This is a genomic window from Delftia lacustris, from assembly GCF_040267515.1.
Taxonomy (GTDB): Bacteria; Pseudomonadota; Gammaproteobacteria; order Burkholderiales; family Burkholderiaceae_C; genus Comamonas; species Comamonas tsuruhatensis.
Window position 1 is genome coordinate 6,883,573 of record NZ_CP141274.1, and the last position, 19,599, is coordinate 6,903,171.

The following is a 19,599-nucleotide window of genomic DNA, read 5'->3' on the forward strand; positions in this document are numbered from 1 at the left end:
CGATGGAGCGCCTTCATCATGTCTGGCCGAGCCGGCACGCATCATTTTCTGGGGGCCAGGCGCAGCGCCCACCTCAAGGCATTGGTGCTGACCTTTGCCCTGTGTGTGCTTGCCGGGCTGGTGCTGTTCGTCTGGAGCCAGCTGCATGCCGAGGCCGAGCAGAGCAAGGCCCAGGCGGCGTTGCTGGCCCGTGTGCTGCAGGATCAGACGAACAAGACCTTCGAGACCGGCGAGGTCGCCCTGGCAAGCCTGGCCAACAACCCGGTCATCCTGTCCGCCGACAGCCCCGGCGCAGCGCGCGAGGCGGCCTTGGCGCAAGTGGTCGGCCAGTTGCCGGTTCTGCGCAGCATGGCGCTGCTCGATGGCAAAGGACGCATCCTGGCGAGCACGCAAGCGGGCGAGGCCGGCCTGCAGATCGAGCTGCACAAGCTGCTGCCTGACAGGGCATCGGCTCCGGTCCCGGGCAAGGTCCAGCTGGGACGCCTGGTCACCGGCCGCAGCCTCTCCTCCCTGGCAGCGCCCCCGCATGCGACACCGCGGGGCGTCCGCTACCTGCCCCAGATCCTCGCATTCAAGCGCGACAACGGCGCACCGGCCGTGCTGGTGGCCCTGATCAATCCTGATGCCTTGGCCAACTTCTACCAGTCCACGCTGGAGTCCCTCAGCTACGAGGCCATGCTGCTGAGCTACGACGGCCAGGCGCTGGCCAGCACGAATGCGGGCACCGGCGTGCAGGCGACCGCCGTGCTGCAGACACCGCTGTTCCGGCAATGGCTGCCGCACAGCGAATTCGGCTCCTACGTCGGCGCCGGCATGCTCGGCTCCCATGAGGTCGTGTCCTTTCGCACCGTGCGCAACTGGCCTCTGCTGCTGGTGGTGGAGGAGCCCTACTCGGAGGTGGTCGCGCGCTGGCGCGACAAGGCATTCGCCTTCTTCGTTGCCGGCCTTGCGCTTCTTGCCCTGGTGCTGGGCCTGAGCGGGTCGGTGCTCAAGACCCGCAGGGTCCAGAAGTCGTCCCAGCAGTCCATGGAAAAGGCCCAGGCGCGCCTGGCCCGCAGCGAGCATGAGATGGCCGTGCTCATGCGCAGCGTGCAGGAGCTGATCTTTCGCACCGACATCCAGGGCCGGCTGACCTTCGTGAACGCACGCTGGGAGCAATGGACCGGGCAGCCCAGCGTCGAGGCGCTGGGGCAGCCGCTGGAAGGCATCGCGCGCGAAGCCTGCAGGCCGCAGATCCATGCCCTGCTCGACCCCCAGGCCAAGCTGGCCCTGCGCAACTGCCAGGCCATGTTCCAGCTGCCGGGCCACCGGGAAATACTCTGCGACATCGCCGTCGTCCCCCTGCTGCGCGACGGCCGGCTCGTGGGCTTCGCGGGCAGCGCCGTGGACGTGACGGCCCGCTGGAAGGCCCAGCAGGAACTGCAGACCCAGCTGGCCTTCCAGCACCTGCTGTTCGAGACCACGCCCCTGCCCATGCTGGTCACCGACGCGGACCACCGCGTGGTACTGGTCAACAAGGCCTGGGAGGACTTCTTCGGCCGCGGCCGCTATGCCGTGCTCGGCCACGAGATCAAGGGCCTGCACTCGCGCGACGATGCCCTGCTGCAGATACGCAGCAACCAGGTCGTGATGCGCTCGGGCCAGCGCATGGTGCTGGAGGCCCGGCTGCCCCACATGGACGGCAGCTACCGCGACGTGCAGATCTCCAAGGCGGCGGTCAAGGATGCCCAGGGACAGACCACCGGCGTGCTCAGCATCTTTGTGGATGTGAGCGAATTCCGCGCGGCCGAGCATGCCACGCGCGAGGCCCGCGACGCGGCCGAGGAGGCCTTCCGCGTGAAGTCGGAATTCGTCGCCAACATGAGCCATGAGCTGCGCACCCCGCTGCAGTCCATCATGGGCTTTGCCGAGCTGGGCAGCCTGCGCTCGCGCGGCAATCCCGCCATGGCCGACATGTTCAACGACATCCATGCGGCGGGCCAGCGCATGCTGGCCCTGGTCAATGACCTGCTCGATGTGGCCAAGCTGGACAGCGCCGTGGGAACCATCCACCTGGAGCGCACGGACCTGCGCAGCCTGATCCGGCCGGTCGTGCGCGAGCTGGAGCCGCAGCAGCAGCACAAGCTCATCGACCTGCGGCTCGAACTCGACGACGCCCCGCTGATCGCCAAGGCCGACCCCGTGCGCTTCCAGCAGGTGGTGCGCAATGTGCTGGCCAATGCCATCAAGTTCTCGCCCATCGGCGGGCGCATCGATGTGCAGGGCCGCATCGACGGACAGGGCGACATCTGCATCGCCTTCTCCGACCAGGGCCCGGGCATTCCGCCGCAGGAGCTGGACAAGATCTTCCAGCCCTTCGTGCAGTCCAGCAAGACCAAGGACGGCTCGGGCGGCACGGGCCTGGGACTGGCCATCTGCCGCAAGATCATCGACGCCATGGACGGCACCATCGTGGCCGGCAACGGCCCGGCAGGCGGCGCCATCTTCACCATCGTCCTGCCCAGCCGCAGTGCGCAGGAGACCCGACCGGCCGAGCTGACATAGCCTGCGCGGGCGCGGTGGCGCGGTGGCGCGAGGCTCAGGCCTCGGACGGCATGTGCCGCCCATGCACCAGCCAGTTGTCCCCTGCCTGCCAGCGCGCGGCCCAGGCGGGCAGCTGGTCGGCGGGCATGGGCCGGGCGATGCCGTAGCCCTGGGCCACGTGGCAGCCCATTTCGCGCAGGCGGCGCGCATGCCTGGGGGTTTCCACGCCTTCGGCCACGGATTCGAGCTGGAAGGTGCTGGCCAGCTGGATCACGCCTTCGACGATGCCCAGGTCGTCCGGGTCGGCCAGCATGTCGCGCACAAAGCTCTGGTCGATCTTCAGCGACTGCACGGGCAGCTTGCGCAGGTAGGTGAGCGAGGAGTAGCCGGTGCCGAAGTCGTCCAGCGCAAAGCGTATGCCCAGCTGCCGGCACTGCCCCATCACCTGGATGGCCTGCTCCATGTCGGCAATGGCGGCGCTTTCCAGGATTTCCAGCTCGATCAGGTGCGGCGGCAGTTCGGGATGCCGGGCCAGCACCTGGGCCATGGTGGCGTGGAAGCCGCCATCCAGAAGCTGGTTGGCGCTGACGTTGATGCTCACGCACAGGTCCAGGCCCTGGTCGAGCCAGCGTGCCGCCTGGGCCACGGCCTCGCCGATGACCCAGTCGCCCAGCGGTCGCTCCAGGTCGCTGCCCGCGATGAAGGGCAGGAACTCGGCCGGCGAGCGCAGGCCCTGGCGCGGGTCGTGCCAGCGCAGCAGGGCCTCGGCGCCCACCAGCCTGCCGCCACCCAGCTCCACCTTGGGCTGGTAGTGCAGCAGGAATTCGCCCTGCTCCAGCGCACGGCGCAGCCAGCCCAGCTGCAGGCGGCGCGCATCGGCCTTGCGGTCGTTTTCCGGGTCGAACAGCTGGTAGCGGTTGCGCCCGGCCTGCTTGGCCACGCACATGGCCTGGTCGGCATGGCGCAGCAGCAGGTCGGGGTCGGCCTGGTCGTCGGGGTAGAGGCTGACACCCACGCTGGCGGTCACGGTCAGCACCCGGTCCTGCACGGGCACGGGGCGGCTGGCCGCCTCCAGCACCCGGTCGAGGATGGAGGTGCAGTGCTCGACCGAGCCGATCTGCGACAGCAGCAGCACGAACTCGTCGCCACCGAGCCGGGCCAGCGTGTCCTCGGAGCGCAGCACGCTCTTGAGGTGCTCGGCCACGCCCACCAGCAGCGCATCGCCGGTTGCAACGCCGTGCAGGTCGTTGATTTCCTTGAAGCCGTCCAGGTCCAGAAAGCACACGGCCAGGGAGCGGCCCTCGCGCGCCGTGCGCAGCATGGCCTGGTTGAGCCGCTCGACCAGCAGGCGGCGGTTGGGCAGTCCGGTCAGCAGGTCGTAGTGGGTGACGCGGTCGAGCTCGGCCTCATGGGCCTTGATGTGGCTGATGTCGGTGAAGACGCCGATGTAGTGCTCGATCTCGCCGCCGGCACCCTGCGCAGCGGAGATGGACAGCATCTCGGCGAAGATCTCGCCCGATTTGCGGCGGTTCCAGATCTCGCCGTGCCAGAAGCCGTCGCGCGCGATGCAGGCCCAGATCTGCCGGTAGAACTCCGGCCCGTGCAGGCCCGAGGACAGCACGCGCGGCGTCTGGCCGATCACCTCCTCGGGCGCATAGCCGGTGATGCGGGTGAAGGCCGGGTTGACGCGCGTGATGCGCCGCGCCGGATCGACCACCATGATGCCCTGGTGGCTGCTGTCGAACACCACGGCGGCCTGGGCCAGCTCGCGTTCGAAGCGCTTGCGCTCGGTGATGTCCCGGGAGATGCCGAACAGGCCTGCGATGTGGCCTGCCGTATTGCGCACCGGGCCCTTGGTGACCAGGAGGTCCAGCGTCCTGCCCGGCTCCACCGTCAGCTGCTCCTCATGCGTGGCCACCTCCTGGCGCAGCACCGCCTGGTCCTTCCTGCGGATGGCGCTGGCGATGCCGAAGGGAAAGAGCGCGAAGTCGTCCTTGCCCACGATGTCTTCGGCCTGCCGGCCCACCAGGCTGGCGGCGGCCCGGTTGACCAGCAGATAGCGCCCGCGCAGGTCCTTCACGAAGACGGCGTCCGAGGTGCCGGAGATCACCGAGTCCAGCAGCTGCCGCTGCATGTTGGCCTTGCGCAGCGAGCGCTGCAGCGTCTCGGCCAGCACGCTCACGGCCAGGCCGTTGACGGCCACCACCCCCCATTGCGCCCAGTCGCGCACGGCGACGCCGTCCGTCTGGTCCAGGCTGTAGGCCGCAAAGGCCGTGGCCAGCAGGCCCGGCCCCAGGCCGCCGATCAGCGCACTGACCAGCACGGGCAGCATGAACAGCAGCAGCAGCGAGCGTTCACCGAAATGGCTGGCCAGCGTGCTGCTGGCGGCCAGCACGGCCAGGCTCATGGCCAGGGCAAACAGATAGGAGGCCCAGACCGGAAAACGGCGCGGCCCCATTTCCTGGGTGATGGCGGAGGCGCCGCCGCTGTGCGCGGCCGGCACCGAGCACAGCGCGAAGAACAGCAGGAAGTCCGTGGCCAGCACAAAGAACAGCCCCTTGGCGACGGAAAGCCAGCCGATATCCGCACTGCCTGCCAACGCGAACAACAGCTTGTCGGACAGAATGATCCAGGCGAATGCGAGCAATCCGTAGCTCACCGTGATCAGTCCGATAAATCGGCGTCTTGCTGATTTGGCCATTTCAGCGTGGCACTCCCTGTGTATATGGCTGTCCGGAATTATTGCCAATCCCTGCTGGCAATCGCGTCGTCATTCGCCGAAAACAGGGGGCAATAAAACCATTTGCCGCGCACTCGCTCATTCATAGAGAAATTGCATCGCAGGCCTTTTCCGCCGGATGCGGGAATATCTGTCCGGCCCCTTTTCCCGGTCCGGCCGCCAACTCATTCCGGGCACTGGCGGCAGGGCTGCTGCTCGGTGCGGGCGGCCTCGGCATGCAGCCAGGCCAGGAAGGCCGCCACGGCGGGGCGCCGGGCGTTGCGCGCGGGGTAGACGGCAAAGTGGGCCTTGACGCGCAGGGCCCGGTCCATGCCGAAGGGGGCCACCAGCCGGCCGTCGGCAATGTGGCCGCCCGCGTTCATGGCGCTTTCCAGCGCCACGCCCAGGCCCTGCGTGGCCGCGTCCAGCGACATCTGGGCGCGGTCGAAGCGCACGGCAAAGCGTTCTGGCGCGCGCAGCTGCGAGAACGCCTGAAACCAGTCCGACCACTGGACGATGCTGACGTTGCTCTGGATCAGCGGCACATGCAGCAACTGCTGCACGCGCTGCAGCCCATGCTCGGCCACGAACGCGGGGCTGGCCAGCGGCAGGATGTGCTCCTCGAACAGGGGCTCCACCTCCAGCTCCGGCCACTGCGCAATGCCGTAGCGGATGTCGATATCGGCCTGGCCCAGCGCGAAGTCGCTGTGCGAATGCGCAGCCGACAGGTTCAGCGCAATGTGCGGGCAGGCCCGTGCGAAGTCCCGCAGCCGGGGCATGAGCCAGAGGCTGGCGATGCTGGGCGCGCAGTGCACGTAGAGGCTGTTGCTCATGCTGTGGCGCAGGTCCTCGGTGGCCGAGACGATGGCCGCCAGCGCGCCGCCCACGCGCTCCAGGTAGGCCTGCCCCGGGCGGCTCAGGCGCACGCCATGCGCGCTGCGCTCGAACAGGCGCACGCCCAGCTGCGCCTCCAGCTTGGCCACCTGGTGGCTGACGGCCGAGGCCGTCAGGTGCAGCTCGGAGGCAGCCAGCGCGAAGCTGCGCCGGCGCGCCACGGCCTCGAAGGCCTGCAGGTGGGCACTGCTGGGAATGGATGCCATGGCAAGTTCCTCGAAGACGCGGGCAGCTCACAGGCAGACCCCGGGAGACCCCGTACGTGAGCTGAAGAACCGTCATCTTAGGCTGATGAAACATCGTTTGTCTTCATGCTCGTGACAGCCCAAGATGGCTGCATCCACCATCACTACAGCGGAGACAGGCACATGCTGCTCAAGGACAGGGTCGCCATCATCACCGGCGGCGCAGGGATCAACGGACTCGGTTTTGCCACGGCGCGCCAGATGGCCGCCCAGGGGGCCCGCGTGGCCATCCTCGACCTGGAGCGGGCCGACCCGGCCGGCGCGGCCGCGCGGCTGGGCGACGGGCACCTGGGGCTGGTGGCCGATGTGACGGACAAGCCCTCGTGCGAGGCGGCCGCCGCCGCCGTGCTGCGCGCCTTCGGCCGCATCGACGCGCTGGTCAACAACGCGGGCATCACGCAGGCCGTGGGCACGCTGGAGATCGGCGGGGCCGACTACGACCGCGTGCTCGACGTGAGCCTGCGCGGCACGCTGTACATGTCCCAGGCCGTGCTGCCAGCCATGCGCAGGCAGCAAGCGGGCGCCATCGTCTGCATTTCTTCCGTCTCGGCCCAGCGCGGCGGCGGCATCTTCGGCGGGCCGCACTATTCGGCCGCCAAGGCCGGCGTGCTGGGGCTGGCCCGCGCCATGGCGCGCGAGTTCGGCGCCGAGGGCATACGCATCAACTGCGTCACGCCGGGCCTGATCGAGACGGACATCACCCAGGGCAAGCTCGGCCCCGAGCGCAAGCGCGAGATCTCCGCCACGATTCCGCTGGCCCGCCTGGGCCGCGCCGACGATGTGGCCGGCGCCTGCGTATTCCTGGCCAGCGACCTGGCCGCCTATTGCACGGGCATCACGCTCGATGTGAACGGCGGGATGCTCATCCACTGAGCCCCGCGCGCCTGGCCATGGCCTGCATGGCCGCACACAACCCAAGCAAAGGAGACAAGACCATGCAAAGCACGCTTTTCCACCGCACCGCCCTGGCCGCCTGCGCCCTGCTGCTGCCGGCCCTGGCCTGTGCCCAGGCCGTCAAGCTCACGCTGGGGCACGGCGCCGCGCCCGACAACCCGCGCCACCTCGCATCGCTGAAGTTCGCCGAGCTGGTGAAGGCGCGCAGCGCAGGCCGCATCGAGGTGCAGGTCGCCCCCTCGGCCCAGCTGGGCGACGACGCGGCCATGGTCACGGCCCTGCGCACGGGCGCGCTGGACCTGTCGGCCAATTCCCAGGGCGCGGTGGCCGCGGCCGTGCCCGAGTACGCGGCCTATGGCATGCCGTTTCTCTTCGCCACGCCGGCCCGTGCCTTCCAGGTGCTGGACGGGCCGCTGGGCCGGGAGCTGGCCGACAAATCGGCCGCCAAGGGCATGGTGGTGCTGGGCTACTGGGACAACGGCATACGCCACATGACCAACAGCAAGCGGCCCCTGCGCAGCGTGGACGATCTCAAGGGCCTGAAGATGCGCACGCCGCCCGACGCGGTGCTGGTGGACATCATCCAGGCCCTGGGCGCCGAGGCCCAGCAGATCAAGTTCGCCGAGCTGTACGTGGCCCTGCAGCAGGGCGTGGTCGACGGCCAGGAAAACCCGCTGGCCAACTTCCATGCCAGCAAGCTGTACGAGGTGCAAAAGCACCTGGCGCTGACGGGCCACATGTTCCAGATGACGCCGCTGATCATGGGCAAGCGCAGCTGGGACCGGCTGCCGGCCGCCGACCGCACGCTGCTGGCCGAGGCCGCGCAGGAGGCCACGGCCTACCAGCGCCAGCTGGCGCGCGAGGCCGACGACAGGCTGCTGGACGACATCCGCGCCAAGGGCGTGGAGGTGAGCACCATCGACGCGCGGGCTTTCGCCCAGGCCACGGCCAAGGTGCAGGACAAGTGGCTGGCCAGCCCTGCGGGCCCCTATATCGCCAAGGTCGTCAAGGCCGCGGGCGCGCAGTCAAGCGCAGGGAGCCATCCATGAACCTCATCGAACGCCTGGTCACGGGCCTGTGCCGCGCCGTGCTGTGGACCAGCACCCTGGTGATCTTCGTGATCCTGGTGTGCAACACCGCCCTGCGCTATGCCAGCGGCACCAGCCTGCAGTGGGCCAACGAGGTGCCCGAGCTGCTGTTTCCCTGGCTGGTGATGTCGGGCGTGGTGCTGGCCGCCGCCCATGGCGCCCACATCACCACCAGCTTCCTGGTCGAGGCCCTGCCTGCCCGCGTGCGGCGCGCCACGGCCGTGCTGGGCTGGCTGGCCGTGGCCGCCCTGTACGCCACTCTGGCCTGGTCCACGCTGAACATGCTGGAGATCGTGCATGACGAGCGCAGCCAGATCCTGGGCATTCCCGGCTCGCTGACCTATGGCTGCGTGATGGTGGGCATGGCGCTGCTGGCCCTGCTGGCCCTGCAGTCGGCATGGCGCGCCTGCGTGGCGGGCAGGGACCGGGTATCCGCGCAGGCCGGTGCGGCTGGTGCGTCTGCCGAACCGGCCCGGCCCGTGGCCGGCGCGCACTGGTGAAGGGAGGGTGCCATGTCCTTCATCATGCTTTTCGTCTTCATGGCGGGCGCCGTGATCGCCATGCCCATTGCCCACGCGCTGCTCATGGGCGCCATGGCGGCGGCCGCCACCTCGGACCGCGTGCCGCTGGACCTGCTGGTGCAGCAGATGGTGGCCCAGGTGCAGAGCTTTCCGCTGATCGCCATCCCGTTCTTCATGCTCACCGGCTCGCTGATGATGGGCGGGCGCCTGGGCGAGGCCATGGTGGGCGTGCTGTCGGCGCTGATAGGGCGCTTTCACGGCGGGCCGGCCCAGGTGGGGGTGATGTCGTCCACGCTGTTCGGCGGGGTGTCGGGCTCGGCCGTGGCCGACGCCTCGGCCATCGGCTCGCTGATGATCCCGTGGCACAGGCGGCTGGGCTATCCGCCCGCGTTCTCGGCGGCCACGCTGGCGGCGGCGGCCACCATCGACATCCTGATCCCGCCGTCGATCCCCATGATCCTGTTCGCGCTCAGCGCCAATGCATCGATTGCGGCGCTGTTCGTGGCGGGCATCGTGCCGGGGCTGCTGATGTGCGCGGGCTTCATGGGTGTGTGCTGGTGGGTGGGCCGCAGGCGCGGCTTTCCGCGCGACACCACGCCCTTCGCCTGGCCCGCCTTCCGGCGCCACCTGCTGTACGCCAGCCCGGCCCTGCTGCTGCCGGTGCTGATCATCGTGTTCCTGCGCTTGGGCATCGCCACGCCCACCGAGGTGGCCGTGCTGTCCACGCTGTATGCAGGCCTGGTGTCGGCCGTGGTGTACCGCGACCTGGGCTGGCGCCGGCTCAACGATGCGGTGGTGCATGCGGGCCTGGCCACGGGCGTGGTGCTGCTGGTGATCATGGCCTCGGCGGCCATCGGCTGGCTGCTGACCTTCGACCGCATGCCCGATGGCATCGTCCAGTGGGTGCAGTCGCATGTGCATTCGGCCTGGCTGGTGATCGTGCTGATGAACCTGCTGATGCTCTTCATCGGCATGTTCATCGACCTGCCGGCCGCCGTGCTGCTGCTCACGCCGGTGTTCGTGCCGCTGGCCCAGAGCATCGGCATGGACATGACCCAGCTGGGAATCATGATGGTCGTGAACCTGGCCCTGGGGCTGTACACGCCGCCCGTGGGCACGACGCTGTTCATCACGAGCTCGCTGGCCCGGGTCAAGGTGGGCCAGACCGTGCGCGAGCTGATTCCCTTCTACCTGGTGGCGCTGGCGGTGCTGGCGCTGGTGTCCTATGTGCCGGCCAGCATCCTGCGCTGAGCCGCGCGCCCTTCCATCCCGAGGAGACGATGCATGAACCAAGAACCACTGCAACAGCGCCTGGACCGGCTCGCGGCCTGTGCCTGGCGCATACGCCGCCGCGCCCTGCAAATGGGCGAGGTGCAGGGCCAGGGCTACATAGGCCAGGCCCTGGGCTGGGCCGATGTGCTGGCCGTGGCCTATGGCGACGCGCTGCGGCTGCGGCCCGATGAGCCCGGGTGGGAGGGCCGCGACCGCTTCCTGCTCTCGCACGGCCACTACGCCATCGCCTTCTACGCGGCCCTGGCCGAGGCGGGCATCCTGTCCGACGAGGAACTCCAGACCTATGGCAGCGATGACAGCCGCCTGCCCATGTCGGGCATGGCCAGCTACACGCCGGGCATGGAGATTTCGGGCGGCTCGCTGGGCCAGGGCCTGCCGATCGCCGTGGGCATGGCGCTGGCGCTGCGCCACAAGGGCAGCGATGCCTTTGTCTACAACTCCATGTCCGACGGCGAGCTGGACGAGGGCTCGACCTGGGAGGCCGCGCTGTCCGCCGCCCACCACGGCCTGGGCCGGCTGATCTGCCTGGTGGACGTGAACAACCAGCAGGCCGATGGCCCGTCCACGCGCATGCTGGGCTTCGAGCCGCTGGCCGACAAATGGGCCGCCTTCGGCTGGCATGTGCAGCGCGTGGACGGCAACGACCTGGCCCAGGTGGTGCAGGCCTTCGACGCGGCGCGGGCGCTGGCCGAGGACCGGCCCCGCGTCATCCTCTGCGACACGCTGATGGGCAAGGGCGTGCCCTTCCTGGAGCAGCGCGAGAAGAACCATTTCATCCGCGTCGATCCGCCCGAGTGGCAGCAGGCCATCGCCATCCTGGACGCATCGCAACCCCTGGAGCCCGCCCTGCCATGAACATGCCTCTTGCCATCCCCAAGCCCCGGCCGACCACCTCGGCCATGATCGCCTCCATCGCCGCCGAAGGCCAGCGCGTGCAGGCCGCGCCTTTCGGCAAGGCCCTGGTGGAGCTGGCCGCCAGCCGCCCCGACGTGGTCGGCCTGACCGCCGACCTGGCCAAGTACACCGACCTGCACCTGTTCGCCCAGGCCCACCCCGAGCGCTTCTTCCAGATGGGCATGGCCGAGCAGTTGCTCATGGCCGCCGCCGGCGGCATGGCCAAGGAGGGGCTGACGCCGTTTGCCACCACCTATGCCGTCTTCGGCACGCGCCGCGCCTACGACTTCATCCACCAGGTGATTGCCGAGGACAACCTGGACGTCAAGATCTGCTGCGCCCTGCCCGGCCTGACCACGGGCTACGGCCCCAGCCACCAGGCCACGGACGACCTGGCCATGATGCGGGCCGTGCCGGGGCTGACCATCGTCGATCCCTGCGATGCGCTGGACATCACCCAGGCCGTGCCGCAGATCGCGGCGCACCGCGGCCCCGTCTACATGCGGCTGCTGCGCGGCAACGTGCCGCTGGTGCTGGACGAGTACGACTACCGGTTCGAGCTGGGCAAGGCCAAGATGCTGCGCGAGGGCCGCGAGGTGCTCATCATCTGCAGCGGCTTCATGACCATGCGCGCGCTGGAGGCCGCCCAGCTGCTGGCCGCCGACAACGTAGGCGCCGCCGTGCTGCACTGCGCCACCATCAAGCCGCTGGATGTGCAGGCCATCGTGCAGGCCGTGGCCAGCGGGCCGCGCCTGGTGGTGGTGGCGGAGAACCATTCGGTGGTGGGCGGCCTGGGCGAGGCCGTGGCCGGCGCTCTGCTGGAGCGCGATGTGCGGCCCGCGCGCTTTCGGCTGGCGGGCCTGCCCGACGCCTTCCTCGACGCGGGCGCCTTGCCCACGCTGCATGAGCGCTACGGCATCAGCGCCCAGGCGCTGGCGGGGCGCATCCGGCAGTGGCTGGGGTAGGCAAGGCTGCGGTCACGGGGAATCTGTCCGCAGCGCCAGCATATAGCCCATGCCCCGCACCGTGTGCAGCAGCTTGACCGCATAGGGATCGTCGAGCTTGCTGCGCAGCCTGCACACCGCCACGTCCACGGCGTTGTTCAAGGCATCCACGGGCAGGCTCCAGACCTGCTCCACCAATTCGGCGCGCGAGACCACATCGCCCTGACGCTGCAGCAGCAGCCACAGGACGGCGAACTCCTGCCGGGTCAGGTCCAGCCGGCGACCGGCGCGTTCGACCCGCTTCTTGGACAGGTCCAGCACCAGATCCGCCAAAGTCAGGCGCATGCCCTCCCGCCCGGCGGACCCGCGCATGCGCAGCCTTGCGCGGGCCAGGAACACCGGCAGCCTGATGGGCTTGACCAGGTAGTCGTCCGCGCCGTGCTGCAGGCAGAACACCTGGTCCTCCAGGCTGTCGTTTGCGGCAACCACGATGGCGGGGGTGCTTGTGGCCCGGCGCAGGGCCTGCAGGACCTCTCGCCCGCTCAACCCGGGCAGGTCCAGGTCCAGCACCACCAGGCTGTAGGCGCGGCTCAGTGCCAAGTTGCGGCCCTGCAGACCGTCATGCACGACATCGACGTTGAATCCGTCCTGGCACAGGCCCTGGCACAGGTACTGCGCCGACGGCGGGTGGGCATCCACGATCAGGATCTTCATGCTCGCTCCTTTGACCGCACGGCAAGGCTCAGGCCAGCACCTGCCTGAGCATCTGCTGCTGCCGTCGGGCCCATTTCGTGCCGACGCGGATGGCCTCGCGCTGCCGGGAGGAGGCGGAGGCGAAAAAGACCGTTTCGCTGATCTGCAGCCGGTGGAACAAGCGCCGCAACTGCAGCGAACGTGCCCGCAGCGATCCTTCCGGTACCAGGGATTCCTGGCGCTGCGCCGAGAACAGGAAAGCGGCCTGCTCCAGGCAGCAGCGGGCCTCGGGCGTGGTCGCGGGCACGGCTCGGGGCTCGCACAGCCGAGCCTTTGCCACAAAGGGGTTGTGGCCCACCACCAGGCCCCAGGGCCGCATGGCGGTCAAGGGATCGACCGACAGAGCCTCCTGCTTGGTGAGACCGAACGCCCGCGCCAGGCGCAGCCGCATGGCCAGCCGCGGCGCATCGGGCCGCACCGCCTCGATGGCCGTGAGCGCCTCCTCGTCGCCCCCGTCCACGGGCAGCAGCAATGAGCGCAGCAGCAGCCCGGCCTGCTCGTCGTCCTTGGCCGCCGCGGCATGGAGCAGGGCCACGCCCTGCTCCATGGATTCGATGCGTGTGGCGTCACGCAGCACCAGCGCACCCAGGCGGCGCTGGGCCTCCGCCAGGCCGTGCCGCGCCGCCTTCTCCAGGCAAAAGCGCGCCAGCGTGGGATTGGCCACCGAACTGCGGTAGTCGGAACACAGGCGAAACAGGTGCAGCCAGGCGACGGCGATGCCGCCATCGGCGGCGCGCAGCAGCAGGGCGGCCGCCTTGCGCAGGTTCTGCGCGTGCACGAGGTTGTCTGGCGCAAGGTGCGCGCAGGACTGGCCGGAAAGCGCCCGCCCCAGCGCATGGCAGGCGCGCAGGTCGCCATCGGCGGCGCAGCGCTCCAGGCTGCTTTCTATCCAGCCCACCGCCAGCCGCCCCAGGCCATGGCCTGCCACCTCCGCCTGGTGAACCAGGTCGGCGATCAGCTGCTGTATGGCGGGACAGGCAGCGGCATGGGGCAGATCGCCCAGCAGCTCCAGCATCTGCACTGCGCGTGGCGACTGGCCCATGGCCATGGCCTGGCGGGCTTCGCTGGCCATGACCTCGGCAATGTCCTGCGGCTGTACGGCGCGCAGGATCTGCAGGACCTGCAGCAGCTCGCCGCAGGTGAGCGCGGATGCGCCGCCTGCCCCGTGGCACGGAAGGGAAGCGCTGCACCGGCCCAGGCATTCCAGCGCCAGATCGAGTTCCCCCCGGATGAGATGCCATGCGGCGAGCTTCTGGCGCCCGACATCCTCGTACTGCGCAGCGATCCTCAAAGGCTCCAGCAGCCCGTGCTCCAGCAACTGCCTCAGCGGCAGATGCTGGGCCATGCAGACCGAGGCCTGGCGCCTGGCCTGGGGCAGTGCGGCCTGCAGGTAGCCGAGCCCCACGGAAATGCTTCTGGGCACGCCCGGCCCCCCTGCCAGATAGGCCTCCCCGAGCTGAAGCCTGGCCCCCGTGTCCCCTCTTCTTGCCAGCATCCTCAGCTTGACATCCTCGCGACGCATTTTCTGCCCCCCCGCCTATCTTTCAATACCCACCCACAGCCGCATCAGCGATACGACACGGATTATTTTTATTTCACCGGAGTCAATCCCCTGAATGCTATCAATGCCCAACATCCATCCACCCGACAGCAAAGTGACATTCAAGACATTTTGAAGAAAGGTAACTGTCATGAATGGCAGCCCCTGCCTTCTGGTGTTGGCGGGGTGGAACAGGTTTTGCACGAAAAGCCTGTGAATGGCTTGCCATGCCCTGCCCATTTCTTTTCAAGACCGACTGCGATCGCCTGCGGATTCTAGTATTTACCACAGCATCCGTTTTGAAAATGGATGCGCATGGAATCCACCATTCAATACAAGGATCAGGCATGAAATTCAATCGCATATTGGCGGCAGCATTGCCCGTCATTTCGCTGGCGGCCAGCGCGCAGTCATCCATCACCCTGTTCGGCATCGTAGACGTCAATGCGCGCTACGTGAGGAACAGCGACCTGCCTGGCAACCTGACCATGAACAACAGCGGCCTGGCCTCCGGGCGGCTGGGATTTCGCGGCGACGAGGATCTGGGCGGCGGACTGAGGGCCGGCTTCTGGCTGGAGTCGGACGTCAATGCCGACACGGGCACGTTCAGCTCCACGGGCAAGTTCTTCCAGCGCCGTTCCACCGTGAGCCTGTCGGGAGGTTTCGGCGAAGTGCGCCTGGGCCGCGACCTTTCGCCGGCTTCGGCACATACCTACAAATACGATCCGTTCGGCGTGATCGGACTGGGCGGTTCCGCCGTGGCAAGCCGCATGCCGGACGGCTTCTCACCGTCCTACTACCGCCGCGACAACGCGATCCAGTACCTCTCGCCCAGCCTCTGGGGCCTGCGTGCGGAATTCATGTACGCCATGGACGAGAACCCATCGAGCAACGTGGGCCGCCACGTGGCAGGCCGGGTTCACTACGAAAACGGTCCATTGAGCCTGTCGCTGTCCTATGGCACGACCGACATCGGCGCCGCCGGCGCCAAGTTCAGGCAGTATGGCGCGGGCGCCTCGTACGACTTCGGTTTCGCCAAGCTCATGGGCCACTTCCAGCGGGAGGACCTGCCTTTCGGCACCTACGGCAGCAGCACCCTGGGCTCCGAGGACCGCTGGCTGCTGGGCATGACGGTTCCCGTGGGCAGCGGCCATCTCCGCGCCTCCTATGTGCGTACCGATTCGCGCAAGGGTCCGGTGGCATTCAATGGCAGCGATGCGAACAAATATGCCATCGGCTATGTGCATGATCTGTCGCGCCGCACGGCCTTGTATGGAACCGTGGCCCGCATATCCAACAAGGGCAATGCGAATTTCGCCCTGTCGGGCGGTGCACCGGGGCTTGCTCCCAAGGGCACGTCAACGGGTGCGGAAGTGGGCATACGCCACAGCTTCTGATTCCCTTTCCGGGATTATTCCCGCCAGCGTTGCAAAACCGCTGGCGGCAGGCCGGGCAATGCCCTTTTTCCGCATTCGCCAAACCATTGCCACGGCCTGCCATCCATCCATGTTCCGTTTGAATTGAAAATCCCATTTGCGCCAAGGAGCATTTCATGAAAAACATCAATGCCCTGTATATCGCAGGCATTTTTCTTGCCTGCCCAATGGCCCATGCGGACACTTTTCCCAACGGTCAATCGCATTACGGCTCGCCCGCGCCTGCAGGCTCCTACCGTAGCGTCGATCTGTCGCAGAAGACGCCCATCAACGTCACCTGCGGCGAAACCCTCAATTTCACCAGCAAGGGCAGGACATTCGCGTGGAAGGTCCGCTCCATCCGGCACAGCCATGTGCCGGTGGCGCGCTTTGCGCCGCCCGGTTTCGACACGCAGGGCCGCAGCATCTTCGTCATGCCCGCAGAGCACGAGCGAGGCGGCTGAAGGGGCCGCGTCGCTGCGGCCTGCGCTGCGCAAAATCCAACTCAACGCAACTCGACGCAGCAAAAAAGGGCCCGCAATTCGCGGGCCCTTTTCGTTGCTGGAGGCAGGCCGAAGCTCAGGCCGCCAGGGCGCCGCGCATGGCGTCGATCACGGCCTTGTAGTCGGGCTTGCCGAAGATGGCGCTGCCCGCCACGAAGGTGTCGGCACCGGCATCGGCCACGCGGCGGATGTTGGTTTCCTTGATGCCGCCGTCCACCTCCAGGCGGATGTCGCGGCCGCTGGCCTCGATGCGCTTGCGCGCGGCCTCGATCTTGCGCAGCGTGCTATCGATGAAGCTCTGGCCGCCGAAGCCGGGGTTCACGCTCATCAGCAAGATGAGGTCGATGTCGTCGATGACCCAGTCCAGCACGTCCAGCGAGGCGGCCGGGTTGAACACCAGGCCCGGCTTGGCGCCCTGGGCACGGATGTTCTGGATGCTGCGGTGCACGTGGGCCGTGGCATCGGGGTGGAAGCTGATGTAGTCGGCGCCGGCCTTGGCGAAGGCCGTGGCCAGTTCGTCCACGGGCGTGACCATCAGGTGCACGTCGACGGGCACGGGCTGGCCGTCGGGCGTCTTCGCATGGGGCTTCAGGGCCTCGCAGATCATGGGACCGAACGTGAGGTTGGGCACGTAGTGGTTGTCCATCACGTCGAAGTGGATCCAGTCGGCGCCGGAGGCGATCACATTCTTGACCTCGTCACCCAGACGGGCGAAGTCGGCAGACAGGATGGAGGGGGCGATGCGGTAGGTGGGGCTCATGGCCTGCGATTGTCGCAGCTAGCCCATACCGGCACCAGCGACGGCACAAAGCCATGGGCGGCGGCGCGTGGGGACGTTCGCAAGCCGGTACATTGCGGGCAGTTACCATTGCCGCCATGCCCATGAACGAGTTCCAGGTCCAGGTCCGCCCCGCCTTTTTGCCAGAGCAATCCGCTCCAGCGGCAGGCGTGTACGCCTTCTCCTACACGATCACCGTGACCAATACCGGCCAGGTGCCGGGCCAGTTGATCGCGCGCCACTGGATCATCACCAACGAACTGGGCCATGTCGAAGAGGTCAAGGGCCTGGGGGTGATCGGCCGCCAGCCGCTGCTGCAGCCCGGCGAGACCTTCGAGTACACCAGCGGCTGCCAGCTGCGCACGCCCAACGGCAGCATGCAGGGCACCTATCTGTGCATCAGCCACGAGGGCGAAGTCTTCGAGTGCCCCATCCCGCGCTTTCATCTGCAGTCGGGCGCTGGCGGCGACAGCTTTCCAGACCCTGACAACCGCGTGCTGCACTGAGCGCGTTCCTCGGGGGAGGCGCTAGTCTTCCGCCCTGCCGCAAGACCCCTACATGAAGCGAATCACCCAAGACCTGCCCGGCCTTCTGGCCGCACTCGACCCCGAGGCCGACCTCGCGCACCGCCATATCTGGCTGATCCACCTGCTGGAGTGGGTGCGCGCGCCCAAGCCGTCGGTGGACGGCGCGGTGCAGCGCGTGCAGTTGCTGGTGGAGGCCGTGGAGGCCGATCCGGCCGTGCGCCAGCGCCTGCATGCGTGGTGGCTGCGCTTCATCGATACCGTGGACATCACGGCGCTGCTGGCCGATTTCGGCTTTGCGCCGCGCACCAACATGTTCAGCGAGCTGTCCGAGCGCGTGCGCTACAAGCTGCTGCCCAGCACGCCAGAGACGGTCGATGCCTCCGAGCTGTTCATGCTGGCCATGCCCGACGAATTCGACGCGCGCTGGCTGCATGCGCTGGACGCGGCCCTGCTCGAGCGCATCGCCGTACTGCTGACCGATGGCAGCGAGGGCCAGGGCAGCAGCTTCTGGCAGAACAGCCTGCTGGGCTCCATCACCTATTGCACGGGACAGATTCTTTCCACGGGCTTCTCGCCCGAGCTGCGCCTGCGCATGGACGAGCAGGCGCGCGATGACCAGCCCTTCCACGCCCTGATCCACGATGCGGAAAGCCTGCGCGTGGAGGTGCTGCACGCGCTGCGCACCAACGACCGGCGCGACGCGGCCGAGGCCCGGCTGCGCGAACGGCTGGATGCCTGCCGCGCGGCCGTGACATCGGTGTACGCGCATTTCGAGTCCGAAGGGATTTCGGTGGGCCTGGTGTTTCGCCTGCGCCAGCTGCGCGCGCGCATCCTGCGCGTCAGGCGCCTGCTCGACTGCCTGCTGGCCGACAACCGCGCCACCGAGACGGCCGACCTGCTGGCCAACCTGGTGTCCGTGGGCATCGAGCGGCGCAGCCTGCGCGCCCTGCTGGCCACCAATACCTCGCTGCTGGCCGCCAAGGTGGCCGAGCGCAGCGCCGAGACCGGCGAGCACTACATCACGCGCACGGGCCGCGAGTACCTGTCCATGGTGACCAAGGCCGCCGGCGGCGGCTTCGTGATGGCCTTCACCACGCTGCTCAAGTTCGCGCTCTACGCGCTGGGGCTGTCGGCGTTCTGGGGCGGGCTGGCCGCAGGCATCAACTACTCCATCAGCTTCGTGCTGATCCAGCTGCTGCACTTCACGGTGGCCACCAAGCAGCCGGCCATGACGGCGCCGGCCATGGCCGCCAAGCTCAAGGACCTGCGCGCCAGCGAGGCCATCGAGGAATTCGTGGACGAGGTCGCGCACCTGGTGCGCTCCCAGGTGGCGGCCGTGCTGGGCAACGTGCTGGTGGTGCTGCCCATGGTGCTGCTGCTGTCGCTGGGCTATGCCCAGCTGTTCGGCCACACGCCCATCGACGAGCCGCATGCGATTGCCGTGCTCGATTCGCTGAGCCTGCTGGGCCTGTCGCCGCTGTTCGCTGCCTTCACGGGCGTGCTGCTGTTTGCCAGCAGCCTGATCGCGGGCTGGGCCGAGAACTGGTTCGTGCTGCGCCGGCTGGACTCGGTGATCCGCTACAACCCCGGCATCACGCGCTGGCTGGGCGCCGGGCGCGCGGATCGCTGGGCGCATTTCTGGCGCAAGAACATCTCGGGCTTTGCTGCCAATGTCTCGCTGGGCATGATGCTGGGCCTGGTGCCGGCCTTCGCGGCCTTCTTCGGCCTGGGGCTGGAGGTGCGCCACGTCACGCTGTCGGCCGGCCAGATCGGGGCCGCCATGGCCGCCCTGGGCTGGGAGGTTCTGCACTCCGACATGTTCTGGTGGGCGATTGCCCTACTGCCCATCAATGGCGCGTTGAACGTCACTGTCAGCTTTTATCTGGCATTCCGCGTTGCGCTGAGGGCACACAATGTCAGCGGAGTCGACCGCTCGCGCATCTATTCGGCCATCCGCCGCCGTCTGCGCACAGCGCCGCTGAGTTTCTTCCGCCCCTGAGCCTGCGGGACATCGGGAACCACGCGGAACCCACGTGCTGGCGTGCCCGCCCGGCCTTGCAGCCTGGCA

At 68.2% G+C, this 19,599-nt stretch carries 17 protein-coding genes; 11 read left to right on the forward strand and 6 right to left on the reverse strand.

Going from position 1 to position 19,599, the window contains the following annotated elements; translation table 11 throughout:
• Positions 1-18 precede the first annotated feature (18 nt).
• Positions 19-2,544 (forward strand): ATP-binding protein, encoded by a 2,526-nt coding sequence (locus U6958_RS32935; protein WP_350337298.1) that lies wholly within the window; start codon positions 19-21, stop codon positions 2,542-2,544.
• 34 nt (positions 2,545-2,578) lie between these two features.
• Here the strand turns inward: U6958_RS32935 and U6958_RS32940 are convergent, their stop codons facing one another.
• Positions 2,579-5,170, reverse strand: coding sequence for a bifunctional diguanylate cyclase/phosphodiesterase (locus U6958_RS32940; protein WP_223275343.1), 2,592 nt, complete (start codon positions 5,168-5,170; stop codon positions 2,579-2,581).
• 257 nt (positions 5,171-5,427) lie between these two features.
• A complete protein-coding gene (locus tag U6958_RS32945) occupies positions 5,428-6,342 on the reverse strand; it encodes a LysR substrate-binding domain-containing protein (RefSeq protein ID WP_016450592.1) in 915 nt (304 codons plus the stop codon).
• A gap of 162 nt (positions 6,343-6,504) precedes the next feature.
• On the opposite strand from U6958_RS32945, the gene U6958_RS32950 reads away from it, so the two are divergent.
• The 6 genes from U6958_RS32950 (at position 6,505) to U6958_RS32975 (ending at position 12,036) form a co-directional block, all read left to right on the forward strand.
• Positions 6,505-7,254 (forward strand): SDR family NAD(P)-dependent oxidoreductase, encoded by a 750-nt coding sequence (locus U6958_RS32950; RefSeq protein WP_016450593.1) that lies wholly within the window; start codon positions 6,505-6,507, stop codon positions 7,252-7,254.
• A gap of 62 nt (positions 7,255-7,316) precedes the next feature.
• Positions 7,317-8,324, forward strand: a complete 1,008-nt coding sequence (locus U6958_RS32955) for a TRAP transporter substrate-binding protein (protein ID WP_074924308.1) — start codon at positions 7,317-7,319, stop codon at positions 8,322-8,324.
• Entirely contained in the window at positions 8,321-8,863 is a 543-nt protein-coding gene (locus U6958_RS32960; RefSeq protein ID WP_074924305.1) for a TRAP transporter small permease, read from the forward strand. Before U6958_RS32955 ends, U6958_RS32960 begins: the two co-directional genes overlap by 4 nt.
• Before the next feature lie 12 nt (positions 8,864-8,875).
• The gene (locus U6958_RS32965; protein WP_074924304.1) at positions 8,876-10,135 is read left to right on the forward strand and encodes a TRAP transporter large permease; all 1,260 of its coding nucleotides are present in this window, start codon (positions 8,876-8,878) and stop codon (positions 10,133-10,135) included.
• A 33-nt stretch (positions 10,136-10,168) separates the two neighbouring features.
• Positions 10,169-11,032 carry a transketolase gene (locus U6958_RS32970; RefSeq protein WP_074924301.1) on the forward strand — a complete coding sequence of 288 codons (864 nt, stop codon included), beginning with the start codon at positions 10,169-10,171 and terminating at the stop codon, positions 11,030-11,032.
• Positions 11,029-12,036 (forward strand): transketolase family protein, encoded by a 1,008-nt coding sequence (locus tag U6958_RS32975; RefSeq protein WP_074924299.1) that lies wholly within the window; start codon positions 11,029-11,031, stop codon positions 12,034-12,036. The genes U6958_RS32970 and U6958_RS32975 overlap by 4 nt, the downstream gene beginning before the upstream one ends.
• Before the next feature lie 12 nt (positions 12,037-12,048).
• Here the strand turns inward: U6958_RS32975 and U6958_RS32980 are convergent, their stop codons facing one another.
• The 3 genes from U6958_RS32980 to U6958_RS32990 form a co-directional block, all read right to left on the reverse strand.
• Positions 12,049-12,729: a winged helix-turn-helix domain-containing protein gene (locus U6958_RS32980; protein ID WP_074924298.1), complete on the reverse strand. Its 681-nt coding sequence runs from the start codon at positions 12,727-12,729 to the stop codon at positions 12,049-12,051.
• 28 nt (positions 12,730-12,757) lie between these two features.
• A complete protein-coding gene (locus tag U6958_RS32985) occupies positions 12,758-14,191 on the reverse strand; it encodes a hypothetical protein (RefSeq protein WP_244160589.1) in 1,434 nt (477 codons plus the stop codon).
• A 114-nt stretch (positions 14,192-14,305) separates the two neighbouring features.
• On the reverse strand, positions 14,306-14,512 hold the full coding sequence (locus U6958_RS32990) for a hypothetical protein (protein ID WP_133073138.1): 207 nt from the start codon (positions 14,510-14,512) through the stop codon (positions 14,306-14,308).
• A gap of 143 nt (positions 14,513-14,655) precedes the next feature.
• Here U6958_RS32990 and U6958_RS32995 point away from each other — a divergent pair, with 143 nt between their 5' ends.
• Entirely contained in the window at positions 14,656-15,705 is a 1,050-nt protein-coding gene (locus U6958_RS32995) for a porin (RefSeq protein WP_016450601.1), read from the forward strand.
• Between the two features lie 155 nt (positions 15,706-15,860).
• A complete protein-coding gene (locus U6958_RS33000) occupies positions 15,861-16,187 on the forward strand; it encodes a CzcE family metal-binding protein (protein ID WP_047219715.1) in 327 nt (108 codons plus the stop codon).
• Positions 16,188-16,302: 115 nt separating this feature from the next.
• Here the strand turns inward: U6958_RS33000 and rpe are convergent, their stop codons facing one another.
• Positions 16,303-16,986, reverse strand: a complete 684-nt coding sequence (gene rpe, locus U6958_RS33005; RefSeq protein WP_016450603.1) for a ribulose-phosphate 3-epimerase — start codon at positions 16,984-16,986, stop codon at positions 16,303-16,305.
• A 116-nt stretch (positions 16,987-17,102) separates the two neighbouring features.
• Between rpe and apaG the strand changes: the two genes are divergently transcribed.
• Positions 17,103-17,510 carry a Co2+/Mg2+ efflux protein ApaG gene (apaG, locus tag U6958_RS33010; RefSeq protein ID WP_016450604.1) on the forward strand — a complete coding sequence of 136 codons (408 nt, stop codon included), beginning with the start codon at positions 17,103-17,105 and terminating at the stop codon, positions 17,508-17,510.
• A gap of 52 nt (positions 17,511-17,562) precedes the next feature.
• Positions 17,563-19,530: a site-specific recombinase gene (locus U6958_RS33015; protein WP_016450605.1), complete on the forward strand. Its 1,968-nt coding sequence runs from the start codon at positions 17,563-17,565 to the stop codon at positions 19,528-19,530.
• The last annotated feature ends 69 nt before the right edge of the window (positions 19,531-19,599 follow it).